The sequence below is a fragment of the Ensifer adhaerens genome (assembly GCF_000697965.2).
GTDB lineage: Bacteria > Pseudomonadota > Alphaproteobacteria > Rhizobiales > Rhizobiaceae > Ensifer > Ensifer adhaerens.
On record NZ_CP015881.1, the window covers coordinates 1,154,545 to 1,180,614 of the forward strand.

23 protein-coding genes are annotated in these 26,070 nt (G+C 61.0%); 15 read left to right on the top strand and 8 right to left on the bottom strand.

The features are described 5' to 3' along the window. Positions 1 to 178: 178 nt before the first annotated feature. Complete coding sequence (locus tag FA04_RS24915) at positions 179 to 1,369, top strand: calcium-binding protein (RefSeq protein ID WP_034798276.1); 1,191 nt, start codon at positions 179 to 181, stop codon at positions 1,367 to 1,369. Between the two features lie 90 nt (positions 1,370 to 1,459). Here the strand turns inward: FA04_RS24915 and FA04_RS24920 are convergent, their stop codons facing one another. The 3 genes from FA04_RS24920 to FA04_RS24930 form a co-directional block, all read right to left on the bottom strand. Next, complete coding sequence (locus FA04_RS24920; RefSeq protein ID WP_051659415.1) at positions 1,460 to 2,158, bottom strand: HAD family hydrolase; 699 nt, start codon at positions 2,156 to 2,158, stop codon at positions 1,460 to 1,462. A gap of 4 nt (positions 2,159 to 2,162) precedes the next feature. Beyond that, positions 2,163 to 3,134, bottom strand: a complete 972-nt coding sequence (locus FA04_RS24925; RefSeq protein WP_034798278.1) for an ATP-grasp domain-containing protein — start codon at positions 3,132 to 3,134, stop codon at positions 2,163 to 2,165. Positions 3,135 to 3,221: 87 nt separating this feature from the next. Then, entirely contained in the window at positions 3,222 to 4,127 is a 906-nt protein-coding gene (locus tag FA04_RS24930; protein ID WP_034798280.1) for a methionyl-tRNA formyltransferase, read from the bottom strand. Between the two features lie 425 nt (positions 4,128 to 4,552). Here FA04_RS24930 and FA04_RS24935 point away from each other — a divergent pair, with 425 nt between their 5' ends. The 3 genes from FA04_RS24935 to FA04_RS24945 all read left to right on the top strand — a co-directional run bounded on the left by FA04_RS24935 (position 4,553) and on the right by FA04_RS24945 (position 7,600). After that, entirely contained in the window at positions 4,553 to 5,638 is a 1,086-nt protein-coding gene (locus FA04_RS24935; RefSeq protein WP_034798345.1) for a glycosyltransferase, read from the top strand. Between the two features lie 127 nt (positions 5,639 to 5,765). Beyond that, positions 5,766 to 6,425 (top strand): response regulator transcription factor, encoded by a 660-nt coding sequence (locus FA04_RS24940; protein WP_034798282.1) that lies wholly within the window; start codon positions 5,766 to 5,768, stop codon positions 6,423 to 6,425. 71 nt (positions 6,426 to 6,496) lie between these two features. Further along, a complete protein-coding gene (locus tag FA04_RS24945; RefSeq protein WP_234798809.1) occupies positions 6,497 to 7,600 on the top strand; it encodes a glycosyltransferase family 4 protein in 1,104 nt (367 codons plus the stop codon). Between the two features lie 38 nt (positions 7,601 to 7,638). Here FA04_RS24945 and FA04_RS24950 read toward each other — a convergent pair whose 3' ends face one another. After that, a complete protein-coding gene (locus tag FA04_RS24950) occupies positions 7,639 to 9,276 on the bottom strand; it encodes a glycosyltransferase family 39 protein (protein ID WP_034798284.1) in 1,638 nt (545 codons plus the stop codon). Between the two features lie 403 nt (positions 9,277 to 9,679). On the opposite strand from FA04_RS24950, the gene rfbF reads away from it, so the two are divergent. The 11 genes from rfbF (at position 9,680) to FA04_RS25005 (ending at position 21,860) form a co-directional block, all read left to right on the top strand. Next, positions 9,680 to 10,504 (top strand): glucose-1-phosphate cytidylyltransferase, encoded by an 825-nt coding sequence (gene rfbF, locus FA04_RS24955; RefSeq protein ID WP_051659417.1) that lies wholly within the window; start codon positions 9,680 to 9,682, stop codon positions 10,502 to 10,504. A 3-nt stretch (positions 10,505 to 10,507) separates the two neighbouring features. Beyond that, a complete protein-coding gene (gene rfbG / locus FA04_RS24960) occupies positions 10,508 to 11,665 on the top strand; it encodes a CDP-glucose 4,6-dehydratase (RefSeq protein WP_082936560.1) in 1,158 nt (385 codons plus the stop codon). Next, positions 11,655 to 12,905: a DegT/DnrJ/EryC1/StrS family aminotransferase gene (locus tag FA04_RS24965; protein ID WP_051659418.1), complete on the top strand. Its 1,251-nt coding sequence runs from the start codon at positions 11,655 to 11,657 to the stop codon at positions 12,903 to 12,905. Before rfbG ends, FA04_RS24965 begins: the two co-directional genes overlap by 11 nt. Before the next feature lie 2 nt (positions 12,906 to 12,907). Then, complete coding sequence (locus FA04_RS24970) at positions 12,908 to 14,131, top strand: class I SAM-dependent methyltransferase (RefSeq protein ID WP_034798286.1); 1,224 nt, start codon at positions 12,908 to 12,910, stop codon at positions 14,129 to 14,131. A 93-nt stretch (positions 14,132 to 14,224) separates the two neighbouring features. Next, positions 14,225 to 15,205 (top strand): NAD-dependent epimerase/dehydratase family protein, encoded by a 981-nt coding sequence (locus tag FA04_RS24975; RefSeq protein ID WP_034798288.1) that lies wholly within the window; start codon positions 14,225 to 14,227, stop codon positions 15,203 to 15,205. A gap of 14 nt (positions 15,206 to 15,219) precedes the next feature. Beyond that, entirely contained in the window at positions 15,220 to 16,233 is a 1,014-nt protein-coding gene (locus FA04_RS24980; RefSeq protein WP_156553063.1) for a glycosyltransferase family 2 protein, read from the top strand. Further along, the gene (locus tag FA04_RS24985) at positions 16,205 to 16,642 is read left to right on the top strand and encodes a GtrA family protein (protein WP_051659419.1); all 438 of its coding nucleotides are present in this window, start codon (positions 16,205 to 16,207) and stop codon (positions 16,640 to 16,642) included. Before FA04_RS24980 ends, FA04_RS24985 begins: the two co-directional genes overlap by 29 nt. 117 nt (positions 16,643 to 16,759) lie before the next feature. Beyond that, a complete protein-coding gene (cysD, locus tag FA04_RS24990; RefSeq protein WP_034798293.1) occupies positions 16,760 to 17,659 on the top strand; it encodes a sulfate adenylyltransferase subunit CysD in 900 nt (299 codons plus the stop codon). After that, positions 17,659 to 19,548 carry a bifunctional sulfate adenylyltransferase/adenylyl-sulfate kinase NodQ gene (nodQ, locus tag FA04_RS24995; protein WP_034798295.1) on the top strand — a complete coding sequence of 630 codons (1,890 nt, stop codon included), beginning with the start codon at positions 17,659 to 17,661 and terminating at the stop codon, positions 19,546 to 19,548. The genes cysD and nodQ overlap by 1 nt, the downstream gene beginning before the upstream one ends. A gap of 53 nt (positions 19,549 to 19,601) precedes the next feature. Beyond that, entirely contained in the window at positions 19,602 to 20,411 is an 810-nt protein-coding gene (gene cysQ, locus FA04_RS25000; protein WP_051659420.1) for a 3'(2'),5'-bisphosphate nucleotidase CysQ, read from the top strand. A gap of 75 nt (positions 20,412 to 20,486) precedes the next feature. Beyond that, the gene (locus FA04_RS25005; protein ID WP_034798297.1) at positions 20,487 to 21,860 is read left to right on the top strand and encodes an O-antigen ligase family protein; all 1,374 of its coding nucleotides are present in this window, start codon (positions 20,487 to 20,489) and stop codon (positions 21,858 to 21,860) included. Here FA04_RS25005 and FA04_RS25010 read toward each other — a convergent pair. The 4 genes from FA04_RS25010 to FA04_RS25025 all read right to left on the bottom strand — a co-directional run bounded on the left by FA04_RS25010 (position 21,826) and on the right by FA04_RS25025 (position 25,905). Beyond that, positions 21,826 to 22,416, bottom strand: a complete 591-nt coding sequence (locus FA04_RS25010) for a sugar transferase (RefSeq protein ID WP_034798299.1) — start codon at positions 22,414 to 22,416, stop codon at positions 21,826 to 21,828. The two genes, FA04_RS25005 and FA04_RS25010, sit on opposite strands and share 35 nt — an antisense overlap. Positions 22,417 to 22,494: 78 nt before the next feature. Next, the gene (locus FA04_RS25015) at positions 22,495 to 23,703 is read right to left on the bottom strand and encodes a DegT/DnrJ/EryC1/StrS family aminotransferase (RefSeq protein ID WP_051659421.1); all 1,209 of its coding nucleotides are present in this window, start codon (positions 23,701 to 23,703) and stop codon (positions 22,495 to 22,497) included. A gap of 37 nt (positions 23,704 to 23,740) precedes the next feature. Continuing rightward, a complete protein-coding gene (locus FA04_RS25020) occupies positions 23,741 to 24,424 on the bottom strand; it encodes a PIG-L deacetylase family protein (RefSeq protein ID WP_034798301.1) in 684 nt (227 codons plus the stop codon). Between the two features lie 161 nt (positions 24,425 to 24,585). Continuing rightward, positions 24,586 to 25,905 (bottom strand): polysaccharide biosynthesis/export family protein, encoded by a 1,320-nt coding sequence (locus FA04_RS25025; RefSeq protein ID WP_234798780.1) that lies wholly within the window; start codon positions 25,903 to 25,905, stop codon positions 24,586 to 24,588. Positions 25,906 to 26,070 lie beyond the last annotated feature (165 nt).

Sequence of the window (26,070 nt, forward strand, 5' to 3'; positions counted from 1 at the left end):
GGGGGTTGAGTAGGTACTATACATCTGTTGTAGCGGTTGCTTATAGATGCTATTTTAGGCCCCCACCATCTAACGCGACAGATCACAGTTTTCACACGCTAAGGTCGCTTGCTGCCTTTGCGCGGCGGTCGGTAAAAGCAACGGCGCGTATTCTGCCCCACTAATAAAGGATGGAAACATGATCGTTAAGGGAAGACCCGTAGCTGACACGCTTTATGGCACGAACGTAGCTGACACAATTTATGGATATGGCGGCGACGATAGCCTTTGGGGCTATGCCGGAGACGACTATCTCGACGGTGGCGACGGCAACGACCGGATGTACGGTGGCGACGGCAACGACTTCTTCAAGGCCGGTCCAGGCGACGATTATGCTGAAGGCGGCGTCGGCAACGACTCCTTCGATGGCGGCCTTGGTAACGACCACTTCGTGGGTGGCCTGGGCAACGACATCTTCGACGGCGAGGACGGCGACGACACACTCGACGGCGGCGATGGCCACGACACCATGCTCGGCGGTGCCGGCAACGATACCTTCTACGGTGGCGCCGGCGAGGAATATATCGATGGTGGCGCTGGCAATGACATCATCTATGCCGGCGACGGTAATGACGGTTTCGTCAATCGCATCAATCCGGCGACCGGCAAGGTAACGACGCAGGCCGTCGGCGGCGGCGCCGGCGACGACTACATCTATGGCGAAGGCGGCAACGACGCGCTCAAGGGCCAGTCCGGCAATGACCACGTCTATGGCGGCATCGGCGATGACCGGGTCGATGGCGGCGACGGCGACAACTATCTCGACGGCGGCGACGGCAACGACATTCTCGATTCAGAGAACGGTCGTGATGAGGCCCATGGCGGTGCCGGCGTCGACCGGATCAGCGTCGGCGCAGGCGACGACCTCGTCTACGGTGATGGCGGCAACGACAGCATCAGCGGCGAAGACGGCAACGACACGCTGAATGGTGGCGATGGCGATGACCTGTTCTATGGCGGCTCGGGCAACGACACGATCCGCGGCGATGCCGGCAGGGATACCCTGATCGGCGACACCGGCTCAGACTTCCTCTGGGGCGGCGCTGACGCCGACCGCTTCGTGCTCAAGGGCGCGGGCGCACTCGATGGACGGGATACCATCATGGACTACCAGGATGGTCTCGATCGCATCGTGCTCGAAAAGCTCGGCATCACCCGCTACGCCAACACAGGTGGTCCCGGCACGGTCTATGCCTATGACGACGCCAGCGGCGACGTGATCCTGAAGGCACAGGATTCGGGCGGCCACGCCTTCCAGATCGTCGTCGACGATCCGAACGGTACCCTGTCTGCGGCCAACTTCAGCGCGGCGGACTTCACCTTCGCATAAAATACCGGCGGCCGCGGGTTTGAATACGCGCTCCGCGGCCGCCACTTCCGCCAGTTCCTGCCTCTACTGGCAGTCCCGTTCGCGAAAAACTCACCGAGCGACCGCTTCACCAGCGGCGAGTGACCGCAATGCCTCGTCCAGTTCGTCGAGATCGCTGATCCGCCTATCGGCTTGGTGCGCCTCGTCCGGCGCCGCCGTGCGGTGAACCCGCGCTTCGCGCGCGACCATCACCGTTTGCCATCCGCGCCGGCGTGGCGTGACGAAATCCTTGAGCGGATTGTCGGCGATGTAGACGAGACTGTCCTGCTTGACGTCCGCCCAGGTCTCGATCGCCTCATAGGCCCGTGCATGCGGTTTCCAGAATTCTCTCCCCCAAAGATCAGTGAAGATCACCCGGTCCACCAAGGCTTCGAGCCCCAGCGCCTTGACCTTGGCCTGTTGCGTGGCCGCCGGCCCGTCGGTGATGATCGCTCTTCGGCCGACGCGCGCACGCTCCAGATAGCGGCGAGCATCGTCGGCGAGAGCTATTTCCGGCCGGTGTCCGCGGTAGACGGCAACCAACTGGCCGACCAACGCTTCGTCGATGGCAATGCCGATCGCTGCCAGCGCCGTATCGAAAACGCGCCCGCTGTGCCCGCTCGCAGCAGCTGCCTCGCAATGCCCGGCAAAGCCTTCCGCGCCCAGATGGTTCGCCAGCCAGGCATCAACGGCCCTGAAGCCACTTGCAGCAAAATCCCGCTCCAGATAGAGCGTATCGTCGAGATCGAAGACAAGCACCTGCTCGCCCATCCGCCTATCCCCGGAACACCGCTGCATCGTATCGCAGCATCAGCACACCTTCTCGCCAATCGTCGTGGACCGTTCTCGGCAAGCCTGCCACTTCCTCCAGCAGCCATTGGGCAAAAGTCGCGCCGGCATGATCCACAAGCGGATAGCCGCCGCCGAAACGAGCGTTGATTTCGATCACCCGCGGGCCGGTCAGGCGATCGTCCATGACCTGGAAACAGAACGCACCACGCAAGTCGGGCAACGCCCGCAAAATGCCCTCAGCCATCGCCCGATGCGCCGTATGGCGCTCGGTGACGCCCTTTTCGACTTCGCCCGCCCTTATGCGCAAGCGCCGATGCGAAATGACCGACTGCAATGTGCCACCGTCATCGACGAACGCATTGACCGTGTGCTCCGGACCGTCGAGATATTGCTGCAGGATCATCGGCTCTGCAGTCGTTTCAGGCAGATCGGCCATTGAGCGCACCATGCTGATCGAGCGGCTTGCGCTCCCGGCATTGGGCTTGAGGAACAGCGGCCAGTCCCAGCGGGAGAGCTCGCCGCGAACCTCCTCCAGCATGCCGGTCCGCGGGACCGGCACCCCAGCCGCGTCGAGCACACGCATGGTTTCGAGCTTGTCGCGCACAACGTCGATGACAGGCGGAGTGCTCACATGCACGCGGCAATCGAAGTGGGCGAAATCCCCCGCCGCTGCCGCAAGCGGTACCAGTTCGGGATCGATCGTTGGTACGAGCAGCCGCACATCATGCGCCCGCGCGATCTCCGCCAGGCGGCCCGTGAACTCTGGGTGACTATAGGCGGGTACCGCGAAAGCCCGGTCTGCAACGCCACAGGCCGCGCTCAGGTCAGGATCAAGATCGCAGGCCAGAATCTGGATATCGATGTTCAGCGCGCGCGCTGCCCGGCGAAAACACTCGATCAGGCCAACACGTCTTCCTGCGGAAGAGACAAGGATCTTGAACGACCGGTACGCCATACACGCCTTCTCCTTGACTGTTAGGACGACGGGCCAAGGCAATCACCGTGGCTCCGCCTGACTGAACCCGATGCAATGCCCCCGCGGTTACGCATCCAACTTGCTGTGCACCGGGGGGCGCCGGCCGTCGGCCGTGCGCCACGCGGTTACCTCGATGCACTGCCGGTCTCCGCACATGACGGTAAAGCCATCCGCCGTATGAGTCTGAACTTGCGCGGCAAGGCCGATGTAACGGAAGGAGTCCGCGAAGGGCCGCGCCGCATCGATATGGACGACCTTTCCGTCCGGGCGCGAAAAGGCGCCGGGATAGGGCTCGCCGACCGCCCTGATCAGTCGCAGCACCTCCGCTGCCGGGCGCCGCCAATCGATCAGGCCATCCTCGGCGACACGCTTTGCACAATAGTTCGCCAGGCTGTGGTCCTGCTCCATCCGCGGCGCCTTGCCGGCCGCGGCCAATTCAACGGCCTCCGGCACCATCTCCGCCAGATTGCGCACATGCTTGCCGTAGAGACTACGCGCCGTCTCATCCGGCGCGACAGAAAACAGGCGCTGCAGGATGATGGGGCCGGAATCCGTGCCCTCGTCTATCCAGAAGAGCGACGAACCCGTCGTCTTTTCGCCAAGCAGGATGGTCCAGGGGATAACACCCCTGCCTCTCAGACGTGGCAGCGCCGACGGGTGAAAACCGATCACGCCCAGCCGCGGGATGGCACGGAAGGCCTGGCGGCAGATCTGCGACCAGCCGAGGACCAGGACGAGATCCGGAGCGCTCGCGTGGATGGCTGCAAGCGTGTCTTCAGCGTTCACGTTGGTCGTATGGCAGACCGCGCTGCCCGCCGCGCGCGCCGGCGTCGTCAAGTCGGCAAAATCGGAATGACGATCCGCAGCCTCCGGCGGCAGCGTTACCACCACGGACGGCAGCATCCCCTTCGCCAACAGGGCATTGAGCGCGATTAGGGATCCTTCGACGGCACCAACCAGAGCAAAACGCATTTTGGTTCTCAAATACACAATGTGTCAGAGCGCAATATACAACTCGGATCACAACCAAGGGAAGAAATAACCCATCCGGGCGATATTAATGTATTTCAAGTATGATATGACGGGATGCTATTTCAGAGCCGGGCTATACTGCAAGAGAATAATTGCATGACAGTGTCTGCCGTTGTATCTTGAAACCACTGCATTCTAGGGCGCGCCCTGGAAGGTCAATTTAGAGTACGAACCTATTTCAGAAATAATCGCGTCCGAAGTGTCCATAATCGAGGCAATAGGAAGTTGATGTCTTGGCGTGCACTGGGCGCGTCCAGGAATTTAATGCTTGTGCCCCCGCCGGGAAGCACCCAGGTGCGCCCTGTCGTCAGGCTCAGGGAATGCGGACGAAGGCCCAAACGGCGGCGCAACTTCGGATCCACGGTATGATATTGCATTTGATCACTAATTTCAGCGCAAGCGCCGGAGCTGAGACGATGCTCGCGCGCCTGCTCAAGGCGTCGTCTGACGAACGCGTCATGGTCGTATCGCTGCTCGATGTCTCGGCGCGAAACCGTGACCTCGCGGACAATCCGCGCGTCGAGTATGTGGCGCTCGGCGCACACTCGCTCCCGGCCATTCTGCAGGGCACGATGCGGCTTGCCAACATCATCCGCCAGGAAAAGCCGAGTGTCATGCTGTGCTGGATGTACCACGCCATGGTGGTCGGCACGGTCGCTGCCAAGCTTGCGCGCCGCGCAACGCCGGTCATCTGGAATGTTCGCCAGTCGCTGGATGATGTCGCCTCGCTGTCGCGAAGCTCGCATATGGCGATCGCCGCTGCCCGCGTGCTCTCCGGCTCGGCCTCCGGCATCATTTACAATTCGTCGCGCGCGCGCGAAATGCACCGCGCCTATGGCTACCGCAACCTGAATTCGGTCGTCATCCCGAACGGCTTTGAAATTCCGGCAGTGGCAGCAGGCCATGAAGCGCCGCCCCGGCGGATCGGGATCGTCGCGCGTTTCCACCCGCAGAAGGATCACGCCACCTTCTTTCGCGCCGCCGCCTCGGTGTTGCGCACCCATCCCGACACGCGCTTTCTCGCGGCCGGACGGGGACTAGCCTGGGACAATCCCGAAGTCGTCCAGCTGATTTCCGATGCCGGATTGCCAAGCGAGGCCATCGACCTCAGGGGCGAAGTTGCGGACATGGAGGATTTCTACCGCAGCATCGACATTCTCGCCCTGTCCTCCAGGACAGAAGGCTTTCCGAACGTCGTTGCCGAGGCGATGAGCTACGCAAAAATGGTGGTGGCAACGGACGTCGGTGACGCGGCTGAGGTTGCCGGCAATGCCGGAATCGTCGTGCCCGCCCGCAATCCCGAGGCCTTTGCCGACGCCATGCGCAAGGTGCTCGACCTTTCGCCGGAGGAGTATGCCCGGTACGCGCATCTCGCCCGCAATCGTATCGAAAGCGAATACACGCTGCACAACATCGAACGGCGTTACTCCAATTTCCTGAGGAACTTCTAGCAGCCACCGCACGGCTCAAGCTGCGGAAAAAATTCGGAGAGGGGGACCGACACATGAACGACAATAACAAAGAGGCGCGACCTAAGCGAATGCCGGGGGACTTGGCGCCGACAGTCAGGCGGGCAGCATGACCACGCCGATACGCACAGTCATCATCGACGACCATCCGCTCGTCATCGTCGGCGCCCGCGCGACGATCGAGACGACCAACGATATCGTCTGCGTCGGCTCGGCCGGAACGGGTGCGGAGGCGCTCGCGCTGATCAAGGAAACCGGGCCGGACGTTTCGGTCATCGATATCGCCCTTCCCGACATGAGCGGCCTTACGCTCGCGGAGCAAATCCTCAAGCAGCAGCATTCGGCCTATGTGGTTGTGATGACGATTTACCCGGAGCGCTCCTACGCGCAGCAGGCGCTTCAGATCGGCGTCAAGGGCTTCATCCAGAAATGCTCCGCGCCCGAGCACCTGCTGCTTGCCGTTCGCTCCGTCACGCATGGCGGGCTCTATCTCGATCCGCCAACCGCCCAGGAACTGACGCGCACGGCACCAAATCCCGGGTCGCGCACGATGAAGACGGCCGGCGTGCCGGGGCTGACCCGTCGCGAACAGGATGTTCTGCGCCTCGTCGCCCTTGGATACTCCAACAAGGAAATCGGCGCGCGCGCCAATGTCAGCGTCAAATCGATCGAAACCTACAAGGCCCGTGCAACGGAGAAGCTGCAGCTCCACACGCGGGCGCAGATTGTCCATTTCGCCTTGACCCATGGCTGGATGAGCGCCGTCTAGGCCGTGGTCGGGTCGGGCGCAGGCGGGATGCCCGTCTGCCCCAATCGAGACAGGAGCCGCCATTGCGAATTGTGTTTGTGCTTTCAGGGCTTGGTGCCGGCGGCGCAGAAAAGGTCGTCAACATCCTCGCGCGCCATCGCTCGGCCCGCGGTGACGACGTGCACGTGCTCGCGCTCAACGCGGAAACCCCGGAGACCTACTTTGCCTATGACAGGTCCGTCCGCGTGGAGGCGCTGGGCGGCGGCTCGTCGGTGCCTGTCTTCAGGACAGTCGAGCGTATCGCCCGATTGCGCGCGCGCCTGCGCGCCCTATCGCCGGACCTCGTCATCTCCTTTCTGACGAAGGTCAACATCATAGTCGTGCTTGCCAGCCGCGGCCTCGGCCTGCGGCTCGTCCTTTCCGAGCGAAACAACTTCAATACGCAAGACATGAACCCGCTATGGCGATTGGCGCGGCCGCTGGCGGCTCGCCTGGCGGAGCGGCTGGTGATGCAGACGACGGAAGCGGTCAATTCGCTGCCGCCGCCCCTCAAAGCCAAGGCCGTGATCATCCCCAACCCGATCACGCTTCAGCATGTACGTGAAAAACAGTCAGGCACTGACACCCGCGTGCTAGCCGTCGGCCGCCTGAACAGGCAGAAGGGCTTCGATCTACTGATAGACGCCTTTGCCGATATCGCGGGGCGCGCGCCGAACATGACGCTGACAATCTTCGGCGAAGGCCCGGAACGGCCCGTGCTCGAGGAACAGATCCGACGCCTCGGCCTTTCAAACCGCGTTCGTCTACCGGGCACCACGAAATCACCGGTCGAGTGGATCAACGCCGGCGATATCTTCGTCCTCAGTTCGCGCTTCGAAGGCTTCCCAAATGTGCTGCTGGAGGCGATGTCCGCGGGCCTTGCCAGCATCGCCTTTGATTGTCCTTGGGGGCCGTCGGAAATCATCGACACGCCGGCGGTTGGCATGCTCGTCCCCAAGGAGGACACTCGCCGACTGGCAGACGCGATAGCCCGCCTGGCGGCCGACGCGACACTCCGGCACCAGATCGGCGCCATGGGCGCACGCGCGGTTGCCACGCGCTACGCTATCCAGTCGGTGCTAAAGCAGTGGGATGACGTCATCGCCGCTCCTGAAGAGACCCACGCGCTTTACCCGGCAGCGCGCGTATCGACCTGATACGGCACCGCCTCAGGAGGCGACGCCGCATCACCCGATCACGACCCGGGCGGCGTTGCTGGCTTCAGGTAGAGGGTCGGGATCCCATATCTGTCCTTGAAACCGAGAGACGCGGACTGCACGTAGCCGTGGCTTTCCGCATAGGCACGCATCGGCTTTTCCAGTTCGTCTTCAAAGCCAAGCAGAAACGCCGCCGGCGGGTCTTTCTCGAACAGCGCTTCGATCGTCGATGGTGACGTCATCTTGTAGTACTTCGCCAGCTCGGGGCTCGTCATGTCGGCGGTGCGGTAGGCAAACGGCCCTGTCGCCAGCTCGGCATAGACATCGAGGCCGCCTTCCAGCGGATAGATGGGCGCGAGCGTCGCAACCTTGCCGGTGACGCCGGCGGCCTGCATTCTCTCAGCAATCGTCACGCCTCCCTCATGCACGCGCATCGTCGTCCACTGCTGCGGATGGGTCGCCTTGCCGAGGTATTGACCAAGGCGCGGCGCGTTGACCGCAAGGACGACAAGTACGGCCGACAGCAGGATCGGCCGCACCGTGGGGAGTGCGCGCGGACCAAGTGCCTCGAGCAAAAGGCCAAACGCCAGCGGAAGGCAGACGAGCGGCGGCGCAAAATACTGGGGGAACCCGGGCGTCGGAACGAAGCTCAGCACAAAGCTGCAGACGAGCACGCCCGCAAGCACGAGCACCTCCCCCATGCGCAGCTGTGGTTCGACCGCCACGTTGTCGGTGCGCCGGGCAAGAACGATGAACGCGACGGCGATGATCGCCGCAAGCGCCACGGCCACGGCCGGCGCTAGCCATATATCCTGCGCCATGACCAGTTTCTGGGCGAGCGACATCGCCCCGCCCTCCCCGTCGCCGCTCATCAGCCGCCAGTATTGCGGATGCGGACCGGTATGGTAGCGCACCACATGCGCCAGGAAGAGCTGCGGATCCCTGACGAGATAAAAAAGGATCGGCGCGCCGCCGGCAAGACCGCCGACCAGCAGCGGCGCCGCGACCTTGGCAATACGATCCTTCAGCGCCAGCGATCGCGGCAGAAGGAATGCGGCCACGGCCACGGCCGGGATGAAGGCGATGGCGCTCAGCTTGAAACACACGGCCAAGGCCAGCAGAAATCCGGCCAGCGCCACCAAAAACGAACGGCGCTGTTCATTACGCAGGGCGAGAAGAAAAAGACTGAGGCCGAGAAAGGCGAAGGGCCACGGCAGGAAATTGTTGGTGGCGCCGACACCCGTCTGCGTCAGGAACAACTCGTTCACCAGCGACAGGATGCCGACACAGACAGTTGCCCAAGCCGAACGCGTCAACACATACACCACGCCGCCGACAGCGACTGCCATAAGGATCCAGGCCAGGAAGACACCGAGGCGACCGCTTAAGAGCAGGTCGCTGGACCCGGTCAGCTTGCTGATGCCGTAGAAGTACCACGCAGAGGCCGGCGGATGATTGTAGAAGAAATCGGCGTAGAGCGACTGGTCGTTCAAGAGCCTGGCCGGCGGCACATACAGCTGCTCGTCTCGCCGCATGTCGAAATTCATGATCCGAAGAAACAGAAAATAGAAAACGAACAGGAAGAACAGGGCCGCGGCGACTTGATAGAAAATCCCGACCGATTTTCCTTCAACAGTTTCCTGTCTTTCCGAAGAAACACTTGCTGGATAGGTCATGCAAAAACTCCGAACAAAAATAGACGAAGTATAAAATACAGGCTGGCGACGGGAACGATGCAGTCGCACACGGCTTCAAATAGATCACACAGGATCGTAATGCGCAGCGGCGCATGGCCTAGCGGGACAACCCCGACAAGCGTGCAGGGATAAACCTGACACGTAAAAAGGCTTGCGGCCAAGCAGAATATAAGGTATTTCTTGTATATTAGTTACTTAACATAACGGAAACCCTGGGACTTATCCAGACATATTCCGTAGCGCGCAGGTAACCACCTGCTTTTATTGACGTGCATTTTAATCAGTTATTGAAAACGCTCAAATCGCGCATTGGATCGCGATTGCTCATGAATAAAACCTGAGACGTCAACACTATCCCAAACATATCTTCTTGGAGACCGCTATGAAAGTCGTTCTCTTTGCGGGAGGGCTTGGCTCGCGCCTGGCCGAGGAAACCACGCGTATTCCCAAGCCGATGGTCGAGATTGGTGGCAAACCCATCATTCTTCACGTCATGGACATTTACAGCCACTGGGGGCACCGCGACTTTGTCGTCGCCGGCGGCTATAAGTGCATGTCGATCAAGAGCTTCTTCCATAACTTCCATCTGTCGACCGCAGACTTTACCGTTGCGCTCGGAAGCGGCTCGATGGTGCTGCACCCCAATCATCCGCTCGACTGGAATGTCTCTGTCGTGGACACCGGCCTGTCGACGATGACTGGAGGGCGGCTCCTGCGGCTGCGCGAATGGCTCGACAACGAGCCTTTCATGGTGACCTATTCGGACGGCGTCGGAAACATCGACATAGAGGCGCTGCTGGCGTTTCACCGCTCGCACGGGCGCCTTGCGACAGTTACCGCCGTGCAGCCACCGGCCCGTTTCGGCAACCTCGAGATCGAAGGTGACCAGGTCGTCGAGTTCACCGAGAAGGTGCAGAAGAAGGAAACCTGGATCAACGGCGGCTTCTTCGTCTTTGAACCCGGCGTCCTCGACTACATTCCGAGCCTTTCCGAACCGCTCGAAATGTCGCCGCTGACCAATCTCGCCAGGGCCGGTCAACTGTTTGCCTACAAGCATCACGGCTTCTGGCATCCGATGGATACGATCCGCGATCGCGATTACCTGAACGGGCTGTGCGAAAGCGAAGATCCGCCGTGGCTGCACTTTGAACGCGATCACCTTTCCGCCGCGACAGCCGCACCCTCCACCCATCACGTACGGATGTAGGACATGGCTTTGATCACCAGCGAGGTCGACCTTGCCGAGGCGTTCCGTGGCCGAAAGATCCTGATCACGGGACACACCGGTTTCAAGGGAGGCTGGCTCTCGCTCTGGCTAAGGCGACTGGGCGCATCGGTGGTCGGCCTCTCGCTGCCACCGTCGATACCGTCCTTCTACCTGGCGACCGGCCTCGGCGACGTCATCGACGGCCATGAGGGCGACATCCGGTCTGCCGCCGACGTGGCGAGGGCAATCGGCGGACAGGATTTCGATCTCGTCATTCACTTGGCCGCGCAGGCCGTGGTTCGCGCCTCCTTCGAGAACCCGGTCGACACCTATGCGACCAATGTCGTCGGCACCGCCATCGTGCTTGATGCGGCAAGGCGTATGAAATCCCTGAAGGGCGTGATCGTCGTCACCAGCGACAAGTGCTACGAGAACCGCGAATGGGTCTGGGGCTATCGGGAAAACGACCCGATGGGCGGGCGCGATCCTTATAGCTCATCGAAAGGCTGCGCTGAACTCGTCGCAGCGGCCTATCGATCCTCGTTCTTCAATGACCCCAACGGGCCTCAGCTCGTCAGCGTGCGCGCCGGCAACGTCATCGGCGGCGGCGACTGGGGTGCCGACAGGCTCGTGCCCGATCTGGTCCGGTCGGTGGAAGGCGGCAGCCCCGCGCGGCTGCGCAATCCGTCAAGCATCCGGCCGTGGCAGCATGTCTTCGAACCGCTTCGCGGTTACATGATGCTGGCGGCGCACCTGCTTCACGGCAGAACGCGCTTTGCCGGCGGCTGGAATTTCGGCCCCGACCAGGAAGCGACCGTCAATGTCGGAACGCTTGCCGACATGGTCGTTGCCCAATGGGGTGACACGCCGCCGAGATACATCGTCGAACCGCAGGTAAACGCGCCGGTGGAATCGACCATCCTGCGCCTCGACAGCACCAAGGCCCGCACGGAACTCGGCTGGAAGCCGGTGCTGCGCCTGCGCGACACCGTGGCCACGACTGTCGCCTGGTACCGCAAGCATCGGGAGGATCCGAGGAACATCCGGTCGTTCTCGGAGCATCAGATCGAGCAATACGCCGCCGCCTGGAAACAGGAAGTCGAACACGAAGCAAGACCATTGCCATTGCGCGACATCGGAGATTGGAAAGATGCGAGTTAATTACGGACAGTCCGTTTACGGTCAGGAAGAGATTGATGCCGTCGTGGCAGTCCTGCGCTCATCGACACAGATGGGCACGGCCGTCAGGACGATGCAGGAACGTGTCGCGATGCTCTTTGCGAAACGGCATGGCATCATGGTGAATTCAGGTTCGTCCGCGAACCATCTCGCCGTCGAAATCGCCGACCTTCCGAAGGGATCGGAGGTCATCACGCCCGCATTGACCTTTGCGACGACCGTCGCCCCGATCGTGCGCGCCGGTCTTATCCCGGCTTTCGTCGACGTCGTCGAAGGCACCTACAATATCGATGTCGATGCGATCGAGCGGATGATTACCAGAAAGACGAAGGCGGTGATGATCCCTTCGCTGATCGGGAACCTGCCCGACTGGGATCGCATTCGCGCCATCGCCGACGCGCACAAACTGCTGGTGATCGAAGACAGCGCCGACACGCTCGGCGCGACGATCAGGGATACAAGCACCGGCGCGCGGTCCGATATCAGCACGACCAGCTTCTATGGCTCGCATGTCATCACCGCGGCGGGCAACGGCGGCATGGTTTGCGTCAACGACGACGAACTGGCGCGAAAGGCAATGCTCTATCGCTCCTGGGGCCGCACATCCTCGCTCTTTGTCGAGTCCGAGACCATCGAGAACCGGTTCAACATCGATCTAGACGGCTTCGACTACGACGCCAAGTTCGTGTTCGAAGTGCTGGGCTTCAACATCGAACCGTCCGAAATGGGCGCGGCGTTCGGGCTTGTCCAGCTCGAACGGCTGCAGCAAAACATCGATGCGCGCGAGGGCAACTTCGCCAAGCAGCGCGCCTTCTTCGAGGCCTACGAGGACTGGTTCGTCCTGCCGAAGCAATTGCCGCTTTCGCGAACCGGATGGCTGGCATTCCCGATGACTGTGCGCGCGGATGCGCCATTCACCCGCCGGGAGATGCAGATCTTCCTGGAACAGCGCGACATCCAGACCCGACCGGTGTTTACCGGAAACATCCTGCGCCAACCGGCGATGAGCGGCGTTCATAGCAAGGTCGAGCCGCGCGGCTATCCGGTCGCCGACGACGTGATGCGCGGCGGCATTCTGCTCGCCTGCCACCATGGCCTGACACAGGCGCACCTGGACCATATCCACCAGTCGTTCCGCGATTTCGCCACGCAATTCGCGAGCTCGGGCGCCAGCAAGCGCCGCCAGCAGCAAACAGCCTCCTTTGAGCAACCTGGAGCTTGAAAATGACACGCCTTTTGAGATGCCGCGCCTGCCTTGCAGCCGACCCACTGACGTTTCTCTGCATGGGCGATCACCCACCGGCAAACAGCTTCGTGCGCCCGGAAGATGTGCCCGAGAACCAGCCCATGTATCCGCTAGACTCGCAGGCCTGCCTGACCTGTGGATTGATCCAGGTCTCCGACCAGGTTCCCGACGGATTCTTTGAGCACTATCTCTACGTCCCATCGAGCGCTACATCCATGCATGACCATTTTGCTGGACTGGCCGGAATTTTGAAGAAGGCCGCCGGCGACGGGCTCATCGTCGACATCGGCTGCAATGACGGCCTCCTGCTTTCGGCGTGCAACAAGGTGGGTGGAAAGACGCTCGGCGTCGACCCGGCGGCGAACCTGGCCGAGATCGCCCGCTCGCGCGGTGTCGACGTCGACGTGGGCTACTTTACCCATAGCGGCTCAGGCCGACTGATCAGTGAGTACGGTTCGGCAAAAGCGATCGTCACCACAAACACGTTCAACCACATCGGCGATCTTCATGACTTCATGGCTGGCGTCAAAGGCTGGCTGGCCGATGATGGTGTCTTCGTCATCGAAGTGCCCTGGGCGAAAAATCTTCTCGAAAACAACGAGTTCGACACAATCTATCACGAACATGTATCCGAGTTCAGCCTACTTTCACTCGTCAAGCTCGGCGGGTACTTCGACCTCGACGTCGTCGATGTTCATCGTCTCGGCGTACATGGAGGCTCGATGCGGGTTTTCCTCAAACACGCCGCCACGGCCACGCCCCCGACGGCGATCGTCAGCGAGATGCTTGCCGAAGAGCTCAATGCAGGGATGCTCGAGGCGGATACGTATCTTGCCTTTGCCGAGCGCATCCGGAAGATCGGCGTCGATCTGATCGCCATGCTGGACCAGCTTAAGAAAGACGGCGTCACCGTCGCAGGCTATGGGGCCCCGGCCAAGGGAAACACCTTGCTCAACTATTTTGGGATCGGCCCGGACAGGCTCGATTACCTGGTTGACCGGAATGCCTTGAAGCAGGGCCTGTATTCACCGGGCATGAAAATACCCATCCGCTCCCCGGACGTTTTGAGGGAGGATGCGCCCGGCGTGCTTTTGGTGCTGGCGTGGAATTTCTTCGATGAGATCCGCGTGCAGCAGGCGGACTTCGCCGCGCATGGTGGCCGCTTCCTCGTGCCGCTGCCGTATCCGGCCATGGTCAACTGAAAACGACGGAGGTGAGGCGTTTCCACCCATCGCGGTGGAAACGCAATTGGCCGGGGCTTCAATCCGGCTGTCCTGCGCAAATAGGAATAGGCGATGTCGAGGGTTCTGATTACGGGGGCGGCTGGCTTCATTGGTTCGCATTTGACGCGGACCTGCCTTGATGTCGGTCACGAAGTCCATGTCGTGGTTCGGCCCGGCTCCGACGACAGCCGGCTCGACGCGCTCGATCAGTCGATTGAACGACACAACTTCGACCTCCAGTCAGAAGACGCGATGAAGAGTTGCCTGTCGGAAATCTCACCGGAGTTCGTCTTCCATCTCGCGGCACGCCCGAGGAGACGCGAGGAAGCGGAATTGAGCGACGCCAAGGCAGGCATCAAAGAACACCTCACCGCTTTATTGAACCTTCTCGGCGCCGCGAGCAGCGTTCCCCATCCGCCCTTGAAAATCATCCGAACCGGATCGATTGCCGAATACGGCACAGCGCCCAGACCCTATGAGGAAGAGAGCCGGGAAATGCCCGCCACCGCCTATGGTGCCGAACTCGCTTCTGCGACCCACCTCATCGGCGGATTGCAGAGACGTTTGCCCTTCCCCGTGATCACCACCAGGCTGGCTCTGGTCTATGGCCCAACGCAGTCGACCGAATTCATGATCCCTCTGTTCATCGAACGTTGCCTTGCGGGTCAGCCCTGCGTTGTCCACCATTCCGGCGACCGTCGCGATCTGCTTCATGTGACCGACGTTGTCGATGCACTGCTTCGCATCGCCGACGCCCCGGTCAGCACGCGGCTTGTCAATGTCGCAAGTGGCGTCGCACCAACCATGCGGGAGGTCGCTGAACTCATCGTCGAGCGGACGGGCGCCGACCCTGATCTCATCGAATATCGTCTGGGAGGAATGTCGGCGGGCGCAAACGAGTTGCGCGCATCGACGGCGCGCGCCAAGGACCTCTTCGGTTGGAGTGCGCGCATCCCCTTGCGCGAAGGAATAACCCGCACGGTCGAGTGGCACCGGCAGGCGCCCGCGCTGTCCAATACGAACGCCGGCCGTTGGTCTCGAGAAACGGCGTGAAGATGGTGGTGGCGATGAAACAGAGACCCAAAATCTCGATCCTGGTACCGGCCTTCAACGAAGAGTCCAACGTTCGGCGCGCCCATGAGGCGATCCTTGACGTGTTTCGAAGCCTGCCTGGCTACGACCGCGAGATCATCTTCATGGACAACCATTCCACCGACCAAACGTTCCCCATTCTGACCGAGATCTCCCGCGAGGATCCGACCGTCCGGGTGATCCGTTTCAGCCGCAACATCGGCTATCAACGCTCGCTTCTCGTGGCTTACAAGTCTGCTACGGGCGACTGCTCGGTCCAGATCGACTGCGACCTACAGGATCCGCCACATCTCATTCCGGGGATGCTGGAGCTTTGGTGCGACGGACACCAGGTGGTTTATGGCATCCGTCGCACGCTCAAGGACGGATGGCTGACGACGCGCATCCGCCGTGCCTTCTATTGGTGTATCAATGCGCTCAGCGAAGACGACCTGCCGCTCAACGCCGGCGAATTCCGCCTCGTGGACCGACGCATCCTTGACGAACTGCGGAAGGTCGACGACACCTCGCCCTATCTGCGCGGACTCATCAGTGCAATGGGTTTCTCGCAGGTTGGCTTCGAGTATGACCGCGAGGCCCGTGTCGCGGGCGAAAGCAAATTCCCATTCAAGGCCATGCTGTCGCTTGCGGTCGATGGGATCCTCAACCATTCGCTGACACCCTTGCGACTGGCCTCGATGGCAAGCCTGGTGATGGGCACGGCAACGCTCGTGCTGCTTCTCGGATACCTCATCGGCAAGCTTCTGTTCGGCCAGGACTGGCCGGCCGGCTTTGCAACGACAACGATGCTGCTTCTGATTTCGATCACCTTGAACGCGATTTTTCTCGGCATAATGGGTGAGTATGTGGGTCGTATTTTCATGCAGTCGAAACGCCGGCCCGCCCCGATTATCGAAGCTTCGCTCAACGACGACGAACACCGGCGACCGACGCCGGCGATGCCGGATTGGAGGCGCGGCGATGTCGCTGCCGACAACAAAAGACGCTAGCCCCCGCCAGCGCGCCGGCGAAACGCTTACCCGGTTCGCAGCCGTGGGCGCCCTGACGACCCTGCTCGACATGGCGTTATTCAACGCCTTTTTCTTCGCAGGAGCACCGCCCACGCCGTCCAACCTCGTTTCCTATTCCTGCGGCATTGCGGTTAGCTACATGCTCAATCGCGCCTGGACGTTCCGCGCCGCCCATAGCCATGTGCAAGCGGTGAAGTTCGTCGCCGCCACCCTGACGGGTCTCTTGATATCGACGACGATCGTCGCGGGCCTTGCCCTCCTGATCCCGGCACCGGTCGCCAAGGTGATCAGCGTCCCGATCGTCTTTGTCTGGAATTATTTGGCGTCGCGACTTTGGGTTTTTCGCGGCTCAGAGGCGCCAAGTACGGAAACAAGAAATAGTGCCTAAATCAAGAAGTATAATTTAAGCCTGCATTCCCAGACGCATGCTTCTTCGAGTGAAGATGAAGATAAAATTTTGATATATTAGAATTTTTTATTTTACAGTTTCGGAGTATTCGCACCGATGTCCTTAACTCATTTGCAGCGCCTGGAAGCCGAGGCGATCCACATATTCAGAGAGGTCGCCGCGACCTTTGCGAAGCCGGTCATGCTCTATTCGGTGGGCAAGGACTCCTCCGTCATGCTGCATCTGGCGATGAAGGCATTTTATCCCGGCAAGCCGCCCTTCCCCTTCCTCCACGTCGACACCACCTGGAAATTCCGCGAGATGATCGAGTTTCGCGACCGCACTGCGGCCGAACTTGGCATTGACCTGCTTGTTCATATCAATCGCGAGGGCGTCGAGCAGAAGATCAACCCGTTTACCCACGGCTCCAACGTACATACGCATGTGATGAAGACGATTGCGCTACGTCAGGCGCTCGACAAATACGGCTTCGATGCGGCCTTCGGGGGCGCGCGGCGGGACGAGGAAAAGAGCAGGGCAAAGGAGCGCATCTTCTCCTTCCGCAACGCCCAGCACGCCTGGGATCCGAAGAACCAGCGGCCCGAACTCTGGAAGAGCTACAACACGCGCGTCGGCCCATCCGAATCCATTCGCGTCTTTCCCCTGTCCAACTGGACGGAACTCGACATCTGGCAATACATCCTCAAGGAAAACATCCCGATCGTACCGCTCTACTTCGCCGCACGCCGGCCGGTCGTCGAGCGGGACGGCATGCTGATCATGGTGGATGACGAACGCATGCCGCTCCACGCGGACGAGAAGGTCGAGCAGCGCCTGGTGCGGTTTCGCACGCTCGGCTGCTACCCGCTCACCGCTGCAATCGAATCCAACGCCACGACACTCCAGGACATCGTCCGCGAAATGCTGACCGCCCGCACGTCGGAAAGGCACGGCCGCCTGATCGACGCGGACGAAACTGCGTCGATGGAGAAGAAGAAGCGGGAGGGGTACTTCTGATGACCGCCAGCATTCCCGCAACACCGGGCAGCGTGCTCGAATATCTGGCCAAACAGGAGAAGAAATCGCTTCTGCGTTTCATGACCTGTGGTTCGGTCGACGACGGCAAGTCGACGTTGATCGGCCGTCTCCTCTACGACAGCAAGCTGCTCTTCGACGACCAGCTTGCAGCACTCAAGCGCCAGACCAAACGCAACAGCGCCAACCACGGCGACATCGATTTCGCGCTCCTGATCGACGGCCTGGAGGCTGAAAGAGAACAGGGCATCACGATCGACGTTGCCTATCGCTTCTTTGCCACCTCGCGCCGCAAGTTCATCGTGACCGACGCGCCGGGGCACGAGGAATATACCCGGAACATGGTCACCGCGGCGTCCACGGCGGCCCTTGCCGTCGTGCTCGTCGACAGCCGAAAGGGTATTCTTCGGCAGACGCGGCGCCACTCCTTCATCGCGTCCCTGCTCGGGGTGCGCCATGTCGTTCTTGCCGTCAACAAGATCGACCTCGTCGGTTTTGACCGCAGGGTCTTCGACACGATCGTCGCCGACTACAGGGCCTTTGCCGAGAATCTCGGCTTCTCGACGATCACGCCGATCCCGATTTCGGCGCGCTTTGGCGACAACATGACGAGCCGTTCGCCGAACATGCCCTGGTATGGCGGCCCAACATTGCTGGAGCATCTCGAGACGGTGCCGATCGAGGAAGAGGCAGCCGAGGCGGATTTCCGTTTCCCGGTCCAGCTTGTCCTTCGCCCAAATCTCGACTTTCGCGGCTTTGCCGGCCAGGTGGCATCGGGCAGTATTGCTGTCGGCGATCCGGTCGCGGTGGCAAAATCCGGCCAGCTCTCCAGGATCAAGGAAATCGTCACTTATGACGGAAAGCTTGCGCGTGCGGTCGAGGGCCAGTCCGTTACGCTCGTGCTGGAGGACGAACTTGACATCTCGCGCGGCAACATGCTCGTGCCGCCGGAAGATCGGCCGCATGTCGCCGACCAGTTCATGGCGCACGTGATCTGGCTTCATCCGGATGCGATGCTTCCCGGACGCAGCTACATCCTGCGCACGGAAGTCGACAGCGTCAGCGCGACCATTACCAGCCTCAAACACCAGATCGACGTCAACACCTTTGCCGAGGAAGCGGCAAAATCGCTGCGCATGAACGAGATCGGCGTTTGCAATCTTTCCACCCAGACGCCGATCGTCTTCGACAGCTACAAGGACAACCGGACAACCGGCAACTTCGTGCTGATCGATCGTTTCACCAACGCCACGGTCGGCGCTGGCATGATCGACTTTCCGCTGCGTCGCGCGCTCAACGTGCATTGGCAGGCCCTCGACATCAACAAGAAGGCCCGTTCCGCCCTCAATCATCAGACGCCGCGCGTGCTGTGGTTCACGGGTTTCTCCGGCTCGGGGAAATCGACGATCGCCAACACCGTCGAGAAAATGCTGCACGCCCAGGGCAAGCACACGTTCCTGCTTGACGGCGACAATGTCCGTCACGGCCTCAACCGCGATCTCGGCTTCACCGAAGAAGACCGCGTCGAGAACATCAGACGCGTGGCCGAAGTCGCGAAACTCATGACCGAAGCGGGCCTGATCGTGCTCGTGTCCTTCATCTCGCCGTTCCGCTCGGAACGCCGCATGGCCCGCGAATTGTTCGGCCCGGGCGAATTCATCGAGATTTTCGTCGACACCCCGATCGAGGAATGCGCGCGCCGCGATCCCAAGGGCCTCTACAAGAAGGCGCTCGCCGGCGAGATCAGCAACTTCACCGGCATCAGTTCGCCTTACGAGCGCCCGGAGACGCCGGAAATCCACCTGCACACCTTGGGCCGCGAAGTCACGGCGCTTGCAGGCGAAATCGAGGCCTATCTCGACAATCAATAAGCGCCAGTTCGGCGCAGCAGACGACGCCGCCAGCGGCAGTACGGAGAAAGATAATGATCGATACGCTCACGGCCGCAGCGATAGAGGCTGGCAAGGCCATTCTAGACGTCTATGCGCGTGATATCACGGTCGATGAAAAAGCCGACCGTTCGCCGGTCACCGAAGCGGACCGGCGTGCCGAAGAGATCATCCTTGCCATTTTGGCTCGAGCATTCCCCGATATCCCGGTGGTCGCCGAGGAAGCCGTCGCGGCAGGCTCAGTGCCCGAGTTCGAGGGCCGGCGCTTCTTCCTCGTCGACCCGCTCGACGGAACGAAGGAATTTATCAACCGGCGAAGTGACTTCACCGTCAACATCGCCTTGATCAGCGACGGCGAGCCGGTGGCTGGCGTCGTCTTTGCGCCCGCTCGGCTCGTTGGCTATGTCGCAGAAGGGGGACGGGCGAAGAAGTTTCAGGTGACCGCCGACTTTGCCATCACCGGGACCACGGAAATACGGTGTCGAGAACGGCCTGAAAATCTGACCGCGGTTGCCAGCCGTTCGCACAGCGATGCCGAGACGGCGGATTTTCTGGAGCAGAACGCAATCCGCGACTGCACGTCGGTCGGCTCGTCGCTCAAATTTTGCCTGCTGGCCGAGGGGCTCGCCGATGTCTATCCCCGTTTCGGTCGCACGATGGAATGGGATACGGCCGCCGGTGATGCCGTGCTGCGCGCTGCCGGCGGGCGCGTCACGACGCTTGACGGGCAACCGTTCCGCTACGGAAAGCGGCGTCAGGCAAATGATTGCGATTTCGCCAATCCAGGGTTCATCGGCTGGGGGCGTGATTGCGGGCCGGAAGCCTGCGAAAAGGAAGCAGACTAAAGGGAGAAAGTCTAGAATGCCTGAAGACGACGTTCGAGCGCACGGCCTTGTGTTGGTTGAAGGTGACGGCATGCCATGAACATGTTCAACCATACCCTTTCGGCCGGATTGGCTGCTCGCCGCGAAGCCGCTCGCCGCGATGCGCCAGGCATCGTGCTCACCAAAAAGATCGAGTTCCTTCTGCTGGTCGGCGCCGTCTTTTTTTGCTCGATGAACTATTTTCGCTACGGCGATACGAACTTTACGGTCGCCGATTTCCTCGCCTTTCTTTGCTTCTGCTTTGCGCTACTCAACCGCAATATCGATCTTCAGCTCTTCGGGCGTGTTAGCAGCGGATTGTGGTGGCTGGGGCTGACAATGCTGGTCTCCGGCCTGCTGGTAAGCAGCATCGCGGGCCCGGATCCGATGCGCGGCATCGTCGTCGTCACCCAATATCTCTACGCTTATCTCTTTGTAGTGCTATTGTTCAGCGGTCGTACGCTCGATCAGCTCGTGCTGCTCGCGAAGACCTATGTGTTCTCGATCCTCGTCCTTTGTTTCCAGGGCATCTATCTCATCCATATTGATGGCCGCACGAACACGAACTTCGTCAGCGGCAACGGCCGCTTCAGCGGCCTTATGGAGCGTGAAAACGAGTGCGCGGCGGTGATAGCGCTCGCGGTCCCGATCCTGCTTGTGTTGATCACGACGAAGCGGCTCAACCGAATCTATGCCGTCTTTGCCCTATTTATCCTGATCTACGGGATCGTGCTGACCGGCTCCAACACTGGCCTCATCGCCCTTGTCTTCGGCATGAGCGTATTTGCTATCATCGGCGTCAACTGGAAGCGGCTGATCATCAACGTCGTCCTTTTGGCCGGCATCGTTCTCGCAGTCTTCACATCCGCCCGCGACTATCTTCCGGCCGCATTCCAGAAACGCGTGCTCGGAGCGCTCGAAAGCGGCGACATCGGCCAGGCCGGCACGTTCGATCATCGCGTCGATCTGATCTATGAAGCGATGAACATGACCGACAGCACCTTGCTGCTCGGCGTCGGCGCGGACCAGTACCGGATCGCGAGCGCCATTCACCAGCCGGTTCATAATCTCTATCTGCTCCTGTGGACGGAAGGCGGGCTGATCTCGGCGGTGGGTCTTCTGGTGATGCTGCTTTCGGCCTTCGGTCCGGCGCTGGCCGTGGCGCGGCTTCCCGGCGGGCGACCGTTTGCAGGCTGCATCGTCGCCAACGTCTCCATGCTGCTGTTGGTCGCGAATGCCGTGCCGCACGCCTATAGCCGCTTCTGGCCCTTCCCGCTCGTCTTGCCCGTGGCCCTTGCCTGCGCCTACATCGCGCTCTCAGCTTCGGCAAAAGCGACGTCGGACGCCTTTGCCCAACCCGAACCGGCGCCACAACCCGAACTGCGGCAGAAGGATCTTATCGCTCAGGCACGCTCTGGCGTGCCGCGCTGAGCCGGCGTTCGCTGATCCGATCCCCGAGGATCATCACCAGAACAGTTTCGGCGATGATCTTGAGATCGACCCAGGCTGATCGGTTGGCAATGTACCAGAGATCAAGATCGAGCTTGTCGTCGTTCGAAAGAATGGCGTTGCCGCTGATCTGAGCCCAGCCGGTGAGCCCCGGACGGACGCTGCAGCGACGAACCCCGCGCTCACCCAGCGCATCGATCGTCTCGGGAAGGATCGGCCGCGGGCCGATGAGGCTCATATCGCCGATCAGGATGTTCCAGAACTCGGGCAACTCGTCCAGGCGCGTCCGGCGAAGCAGAAGCCCGAACCGCCCTGTGCGCTCGGCGTCGCTGAGGAGACGCCCTTCGGCGTCCCGTGCATCCGACATCGACCGAAACTTCATCATACGAAACGGGCGCCGGTCGAGCCCCGCCCGGGTCTGGTAAAACAACACGGGCCGCCCGAGCCAGATGGCGACCGCGATCCCGACCACCAGCATGATCGGCAGGCTCAAGAGGCCCGCGATCAACGCAAAGACGATGTCAAAGCACCGCTTCATCTCCAACTCCCATGCACGGGTCGGCACATGGCCGGGCAACCACGTCGCGGCTACTCGACCGTTTCCGAAATCGCGGTTTTATGCCCGCGCTTCCATTTCAAGCACCGGCGCGCGTTGACCCAGAGCGGGAAGAGACGCTTCGGTGACGACGGCATGCAAAAAGCGGGCGGCCTTGGTCATCGCCTCTTCGCTCTGTGCCGGATCGACGAGAAGCGCGATACTGGTTTCGCCCAGCCGGCGTGCGACCGGGAGCCGCTCGGACGGCGAAAGCCCAAGATCGGTAAAGCACTTCTCCAGATAGACCTCCGAGCAACTTCCGGAAAAACACGGCACGCCTGCCGCATTCATCGCCGCGACGATCCAGTCGCGGTCGTGCCCGGGCTTCAATGCCTCCGGGCGAACGAAAGCGTAGTAGCGGTAATAGGCGTGGCGATATCCCTTCGGCAACGTCGGCACGCGCAACGCCGCAAGCTCTTGGGCCACCTCGTCGAGGATCGCAGCGTTGCGAGACCTTGTCGCGTGCCATGCCAAAAGGCGCTCCAATTGCCTCGAGCCGAGAACGGCCGAAAGCGACGTCATTCGCCAGTTCGTGCCGATCGTTTCATGCAGCCAGCGGAAGCCCGGCGGATGCTCTCTGAGGAACGCGGCGTCATAGGATTTGCCGTGGTCCTTACGGCTCCAGGCCTTCTTCCACAGTGCCTCGTCGTCAAGAGCGATGAGGCCACCCTCGCCGCCGGTCGTGATGATCTTGTCCTGGCAGAAGGAGAATGCCGCGATATCGCCGAAACTTCCGACCGGCCGGCCGTCGATCTCCGCGCCGTGGGCCTGCGCGCAATCCTCGATCACCCATAGTCCCGCCTGTCTGGCGAGGGCCATGATTTCCGGCATGTCGCAGGGAAATCCGGCCAGGTGGACCGCGATGATGCCCTTTGTCCGGCTGGTGACCTTCGGTGCGATCGTTGCGGCGCTGATGTTTTGGCTATTCTCGTCGACATCGGCAAACACGGGAACGCCGTCGCAAAACGAAACGCACGACGCCGAGGCGACAAAACTGCGCGGCGTCACGATCACCTCGTCGCCGGGTTCAAGACCGAGTGCGAAAAGCGCTAGTTCCAGCGCAAGCGTACCGTTTGCAAGCGCGATGGCGTGCTTACGCCCGAGTGCACGGGCATAGGCTTCCTCGAAGGCTGCGACGTGCGGCCCGGTCCAGGCATTCACCTTGCCCGACCTCAGGACCGCTGCAACATCCGCAATCTGTTCCTCGTCATATACCGGCCACGTCGCCACAGCTTGCTCCCTCGCTCGACTGAAAACCCCGGAAATATCAGATGACCTGCCGCACCATCACGAAGGCCTCGGCGGCCGATTTCAGCACGGTTGCGCCGCGCAATGTGGCGAGCGCGTTCAAGGTCTCGAGGCTGCGCTCATGCGGCGCCGCCCGAACCTGGGACTTGAACGCCTTCATCGCCGCAAGCTTTCGAGCGATATGGTCGCTGATGTCGACAAACACATTCGGTGCGAAGCCCGGCGTCACATACGGCGCGTTCCAGTTGGTTTCAGACAGCGTCTCGTAAGCCAGGATAACCTTGGGATAACCGGGCTGATGCGGCCTTGCGGCCACCATCGACGACAGGAAGATCAATTGATGATCGACATGCATGTCACCGACGAAAGGGACGAGCAGCGTCTGCGGCGCGATGGAGCGCACCAGTTCGAACAGGGCGGCGTTAAGCGCCGAATGGGAGGTTTCGGAAAGGGCTGCGGCGGGGAAACCCAGCCAGCGCGTTTCCTTGACCCCGAGAATCCGATGCGCCTCATGGGCTTCGGCCTGAACGGCTTCCACCGAGGCGCGATCATAGGCCGGTGGTTTTCCCTCCGTGACAACAGCCACGAAGACGTCGCTTCCGTGCGCCGCCAGCCGCGCCATCGTTCCGCCGGCGCCCAGAACCTCGTCATCGGGATGCGGTGCGATGACCAGCGTTCGTCCGAGCGTTTCGATCAGGCTCATCCTGCTGCCCTCGCCAACGCGCCGGTCGCCGACGACCTTAAGACCTCTACCCGGCAAGGACGATCATCTTTACCGGCTAACGCCGGCATCGGCCTACATGCGAACTCGCCCCTCACGCAACTCTCCATCTCTGCACGGCCGAAGCCCCTATTATTCCGAAGTTACAGGCCGGCAATCGATACGAAGATGACATCGCCAGGCAGCACCGCGGTAACGTTCGTGGCCTCGATGCTCTGTCTGCTCTTGGCCTCGCCGCGACCGGTCTCCCGGTCGATCTTGTAGAGAAACGATACCTGTTCCTGCTTGCTCGAATCGACCGCCGCAGCGGCCATCAGGACCATCTGCTCCTTGGTTGTCTGACGCTGCGTTTCGAGCTTTTTGAGCGTGGCCTCGCGCTCCTGGAGCAAGGTCAGGATCTCCTTCTCGCGATTTGCCTTCAAGGTTTCGAGCTGCAGCTTGAGATTGGCGAGCTCGCGGTTGGAGCGCCCAATCTCGGAGATAAGCTCCAGCAATCGCGACTTTTCGCTCGAGGTTGCCATCTTCACCCGTGAAAGCTCGGATTCCGTGTTCAGCTCCCGTTTCCTGAGCGCGAGCGTCCTCGCCTCAACCTGTTCGTTGAGCGCGACGACCTCCTCCTGCTGCTCCTTGAGCTTGTCGAGGATCGTGAGGCTCGCCTCCGTCTGCATGATGCTCTGGTTGAGGATCTCCATCTGGTTCCTTGTCGACAGCAGGTCCGTCTTCAGGATCTTCTCCTCGATCGCGACCACGGGACCGACGGAAGTTTCATCGACATACATCTTGACGCTTTCCGGAATATCCTTGAGGTCGACCTTCTCGGAACCGCGCAATTGTGCGTAAAGCCGGGCGGTGTAAACCGCCTCCCGCACGATCTCGACATCTGTTTCCTCGATCGTGCCGCGCAGCTTCGCCTGGGCGAGGATGCGGTCAGCCGGATTGCTCATCGCCGTCTGCGGTCCACCGGCAAGGCCGACGGCCTGCTCGACCGTCAGTCCCGGGTAATAGGCGAAGGAGCCAGGCGTCCGCACTTCGCCAAGGATCAGTACAGGGCGAACCGTTACGATAGAAAGCGACAGCTTCGGATCGGTCAGCAACTGGCGGGACAGATATTCGCTGCGCAAGGCGTCAACCGCCTCGGGAATGGTTCGCCCCTCGATCTTGAACGTGCCGATCAAGGGAAAGGCGGCCGCTCCATCGGTCGCGATCGTCAGCGACGTCGGCAACTCGGCATCATCCAATATGTCGAAGGACAGCACGTCCCCGACCGAAACCCGGTAGGCGGCCGGCGCCGCCTGGGTCGTGGGCATGGCGCTCGCTGTTGCAGCGCCCGATGCGGTGGCGCTGGGCGTACTGGCGGTCGATGCGCCGGCAGCGTGAACGGGACCCGTCAGCGACAACGTCGCCGTCGCGACGATAGCGATATGACTGACGATGCGAAAGATTGTTTGAGCCGGAAACTTCATGCTTCCCTCTAATGAATAAATCCGAACTTCACGATGGTTCAACCGCACCAAGAGAAGCGGAAATTAAACTCCAACAATAGATGAATTTATTTTACGAGACCTCTGTAATTTCTTTCGGTCACTATGATATGCTTCAAAAACAGGTTCCACTGCACAATTTTTAAT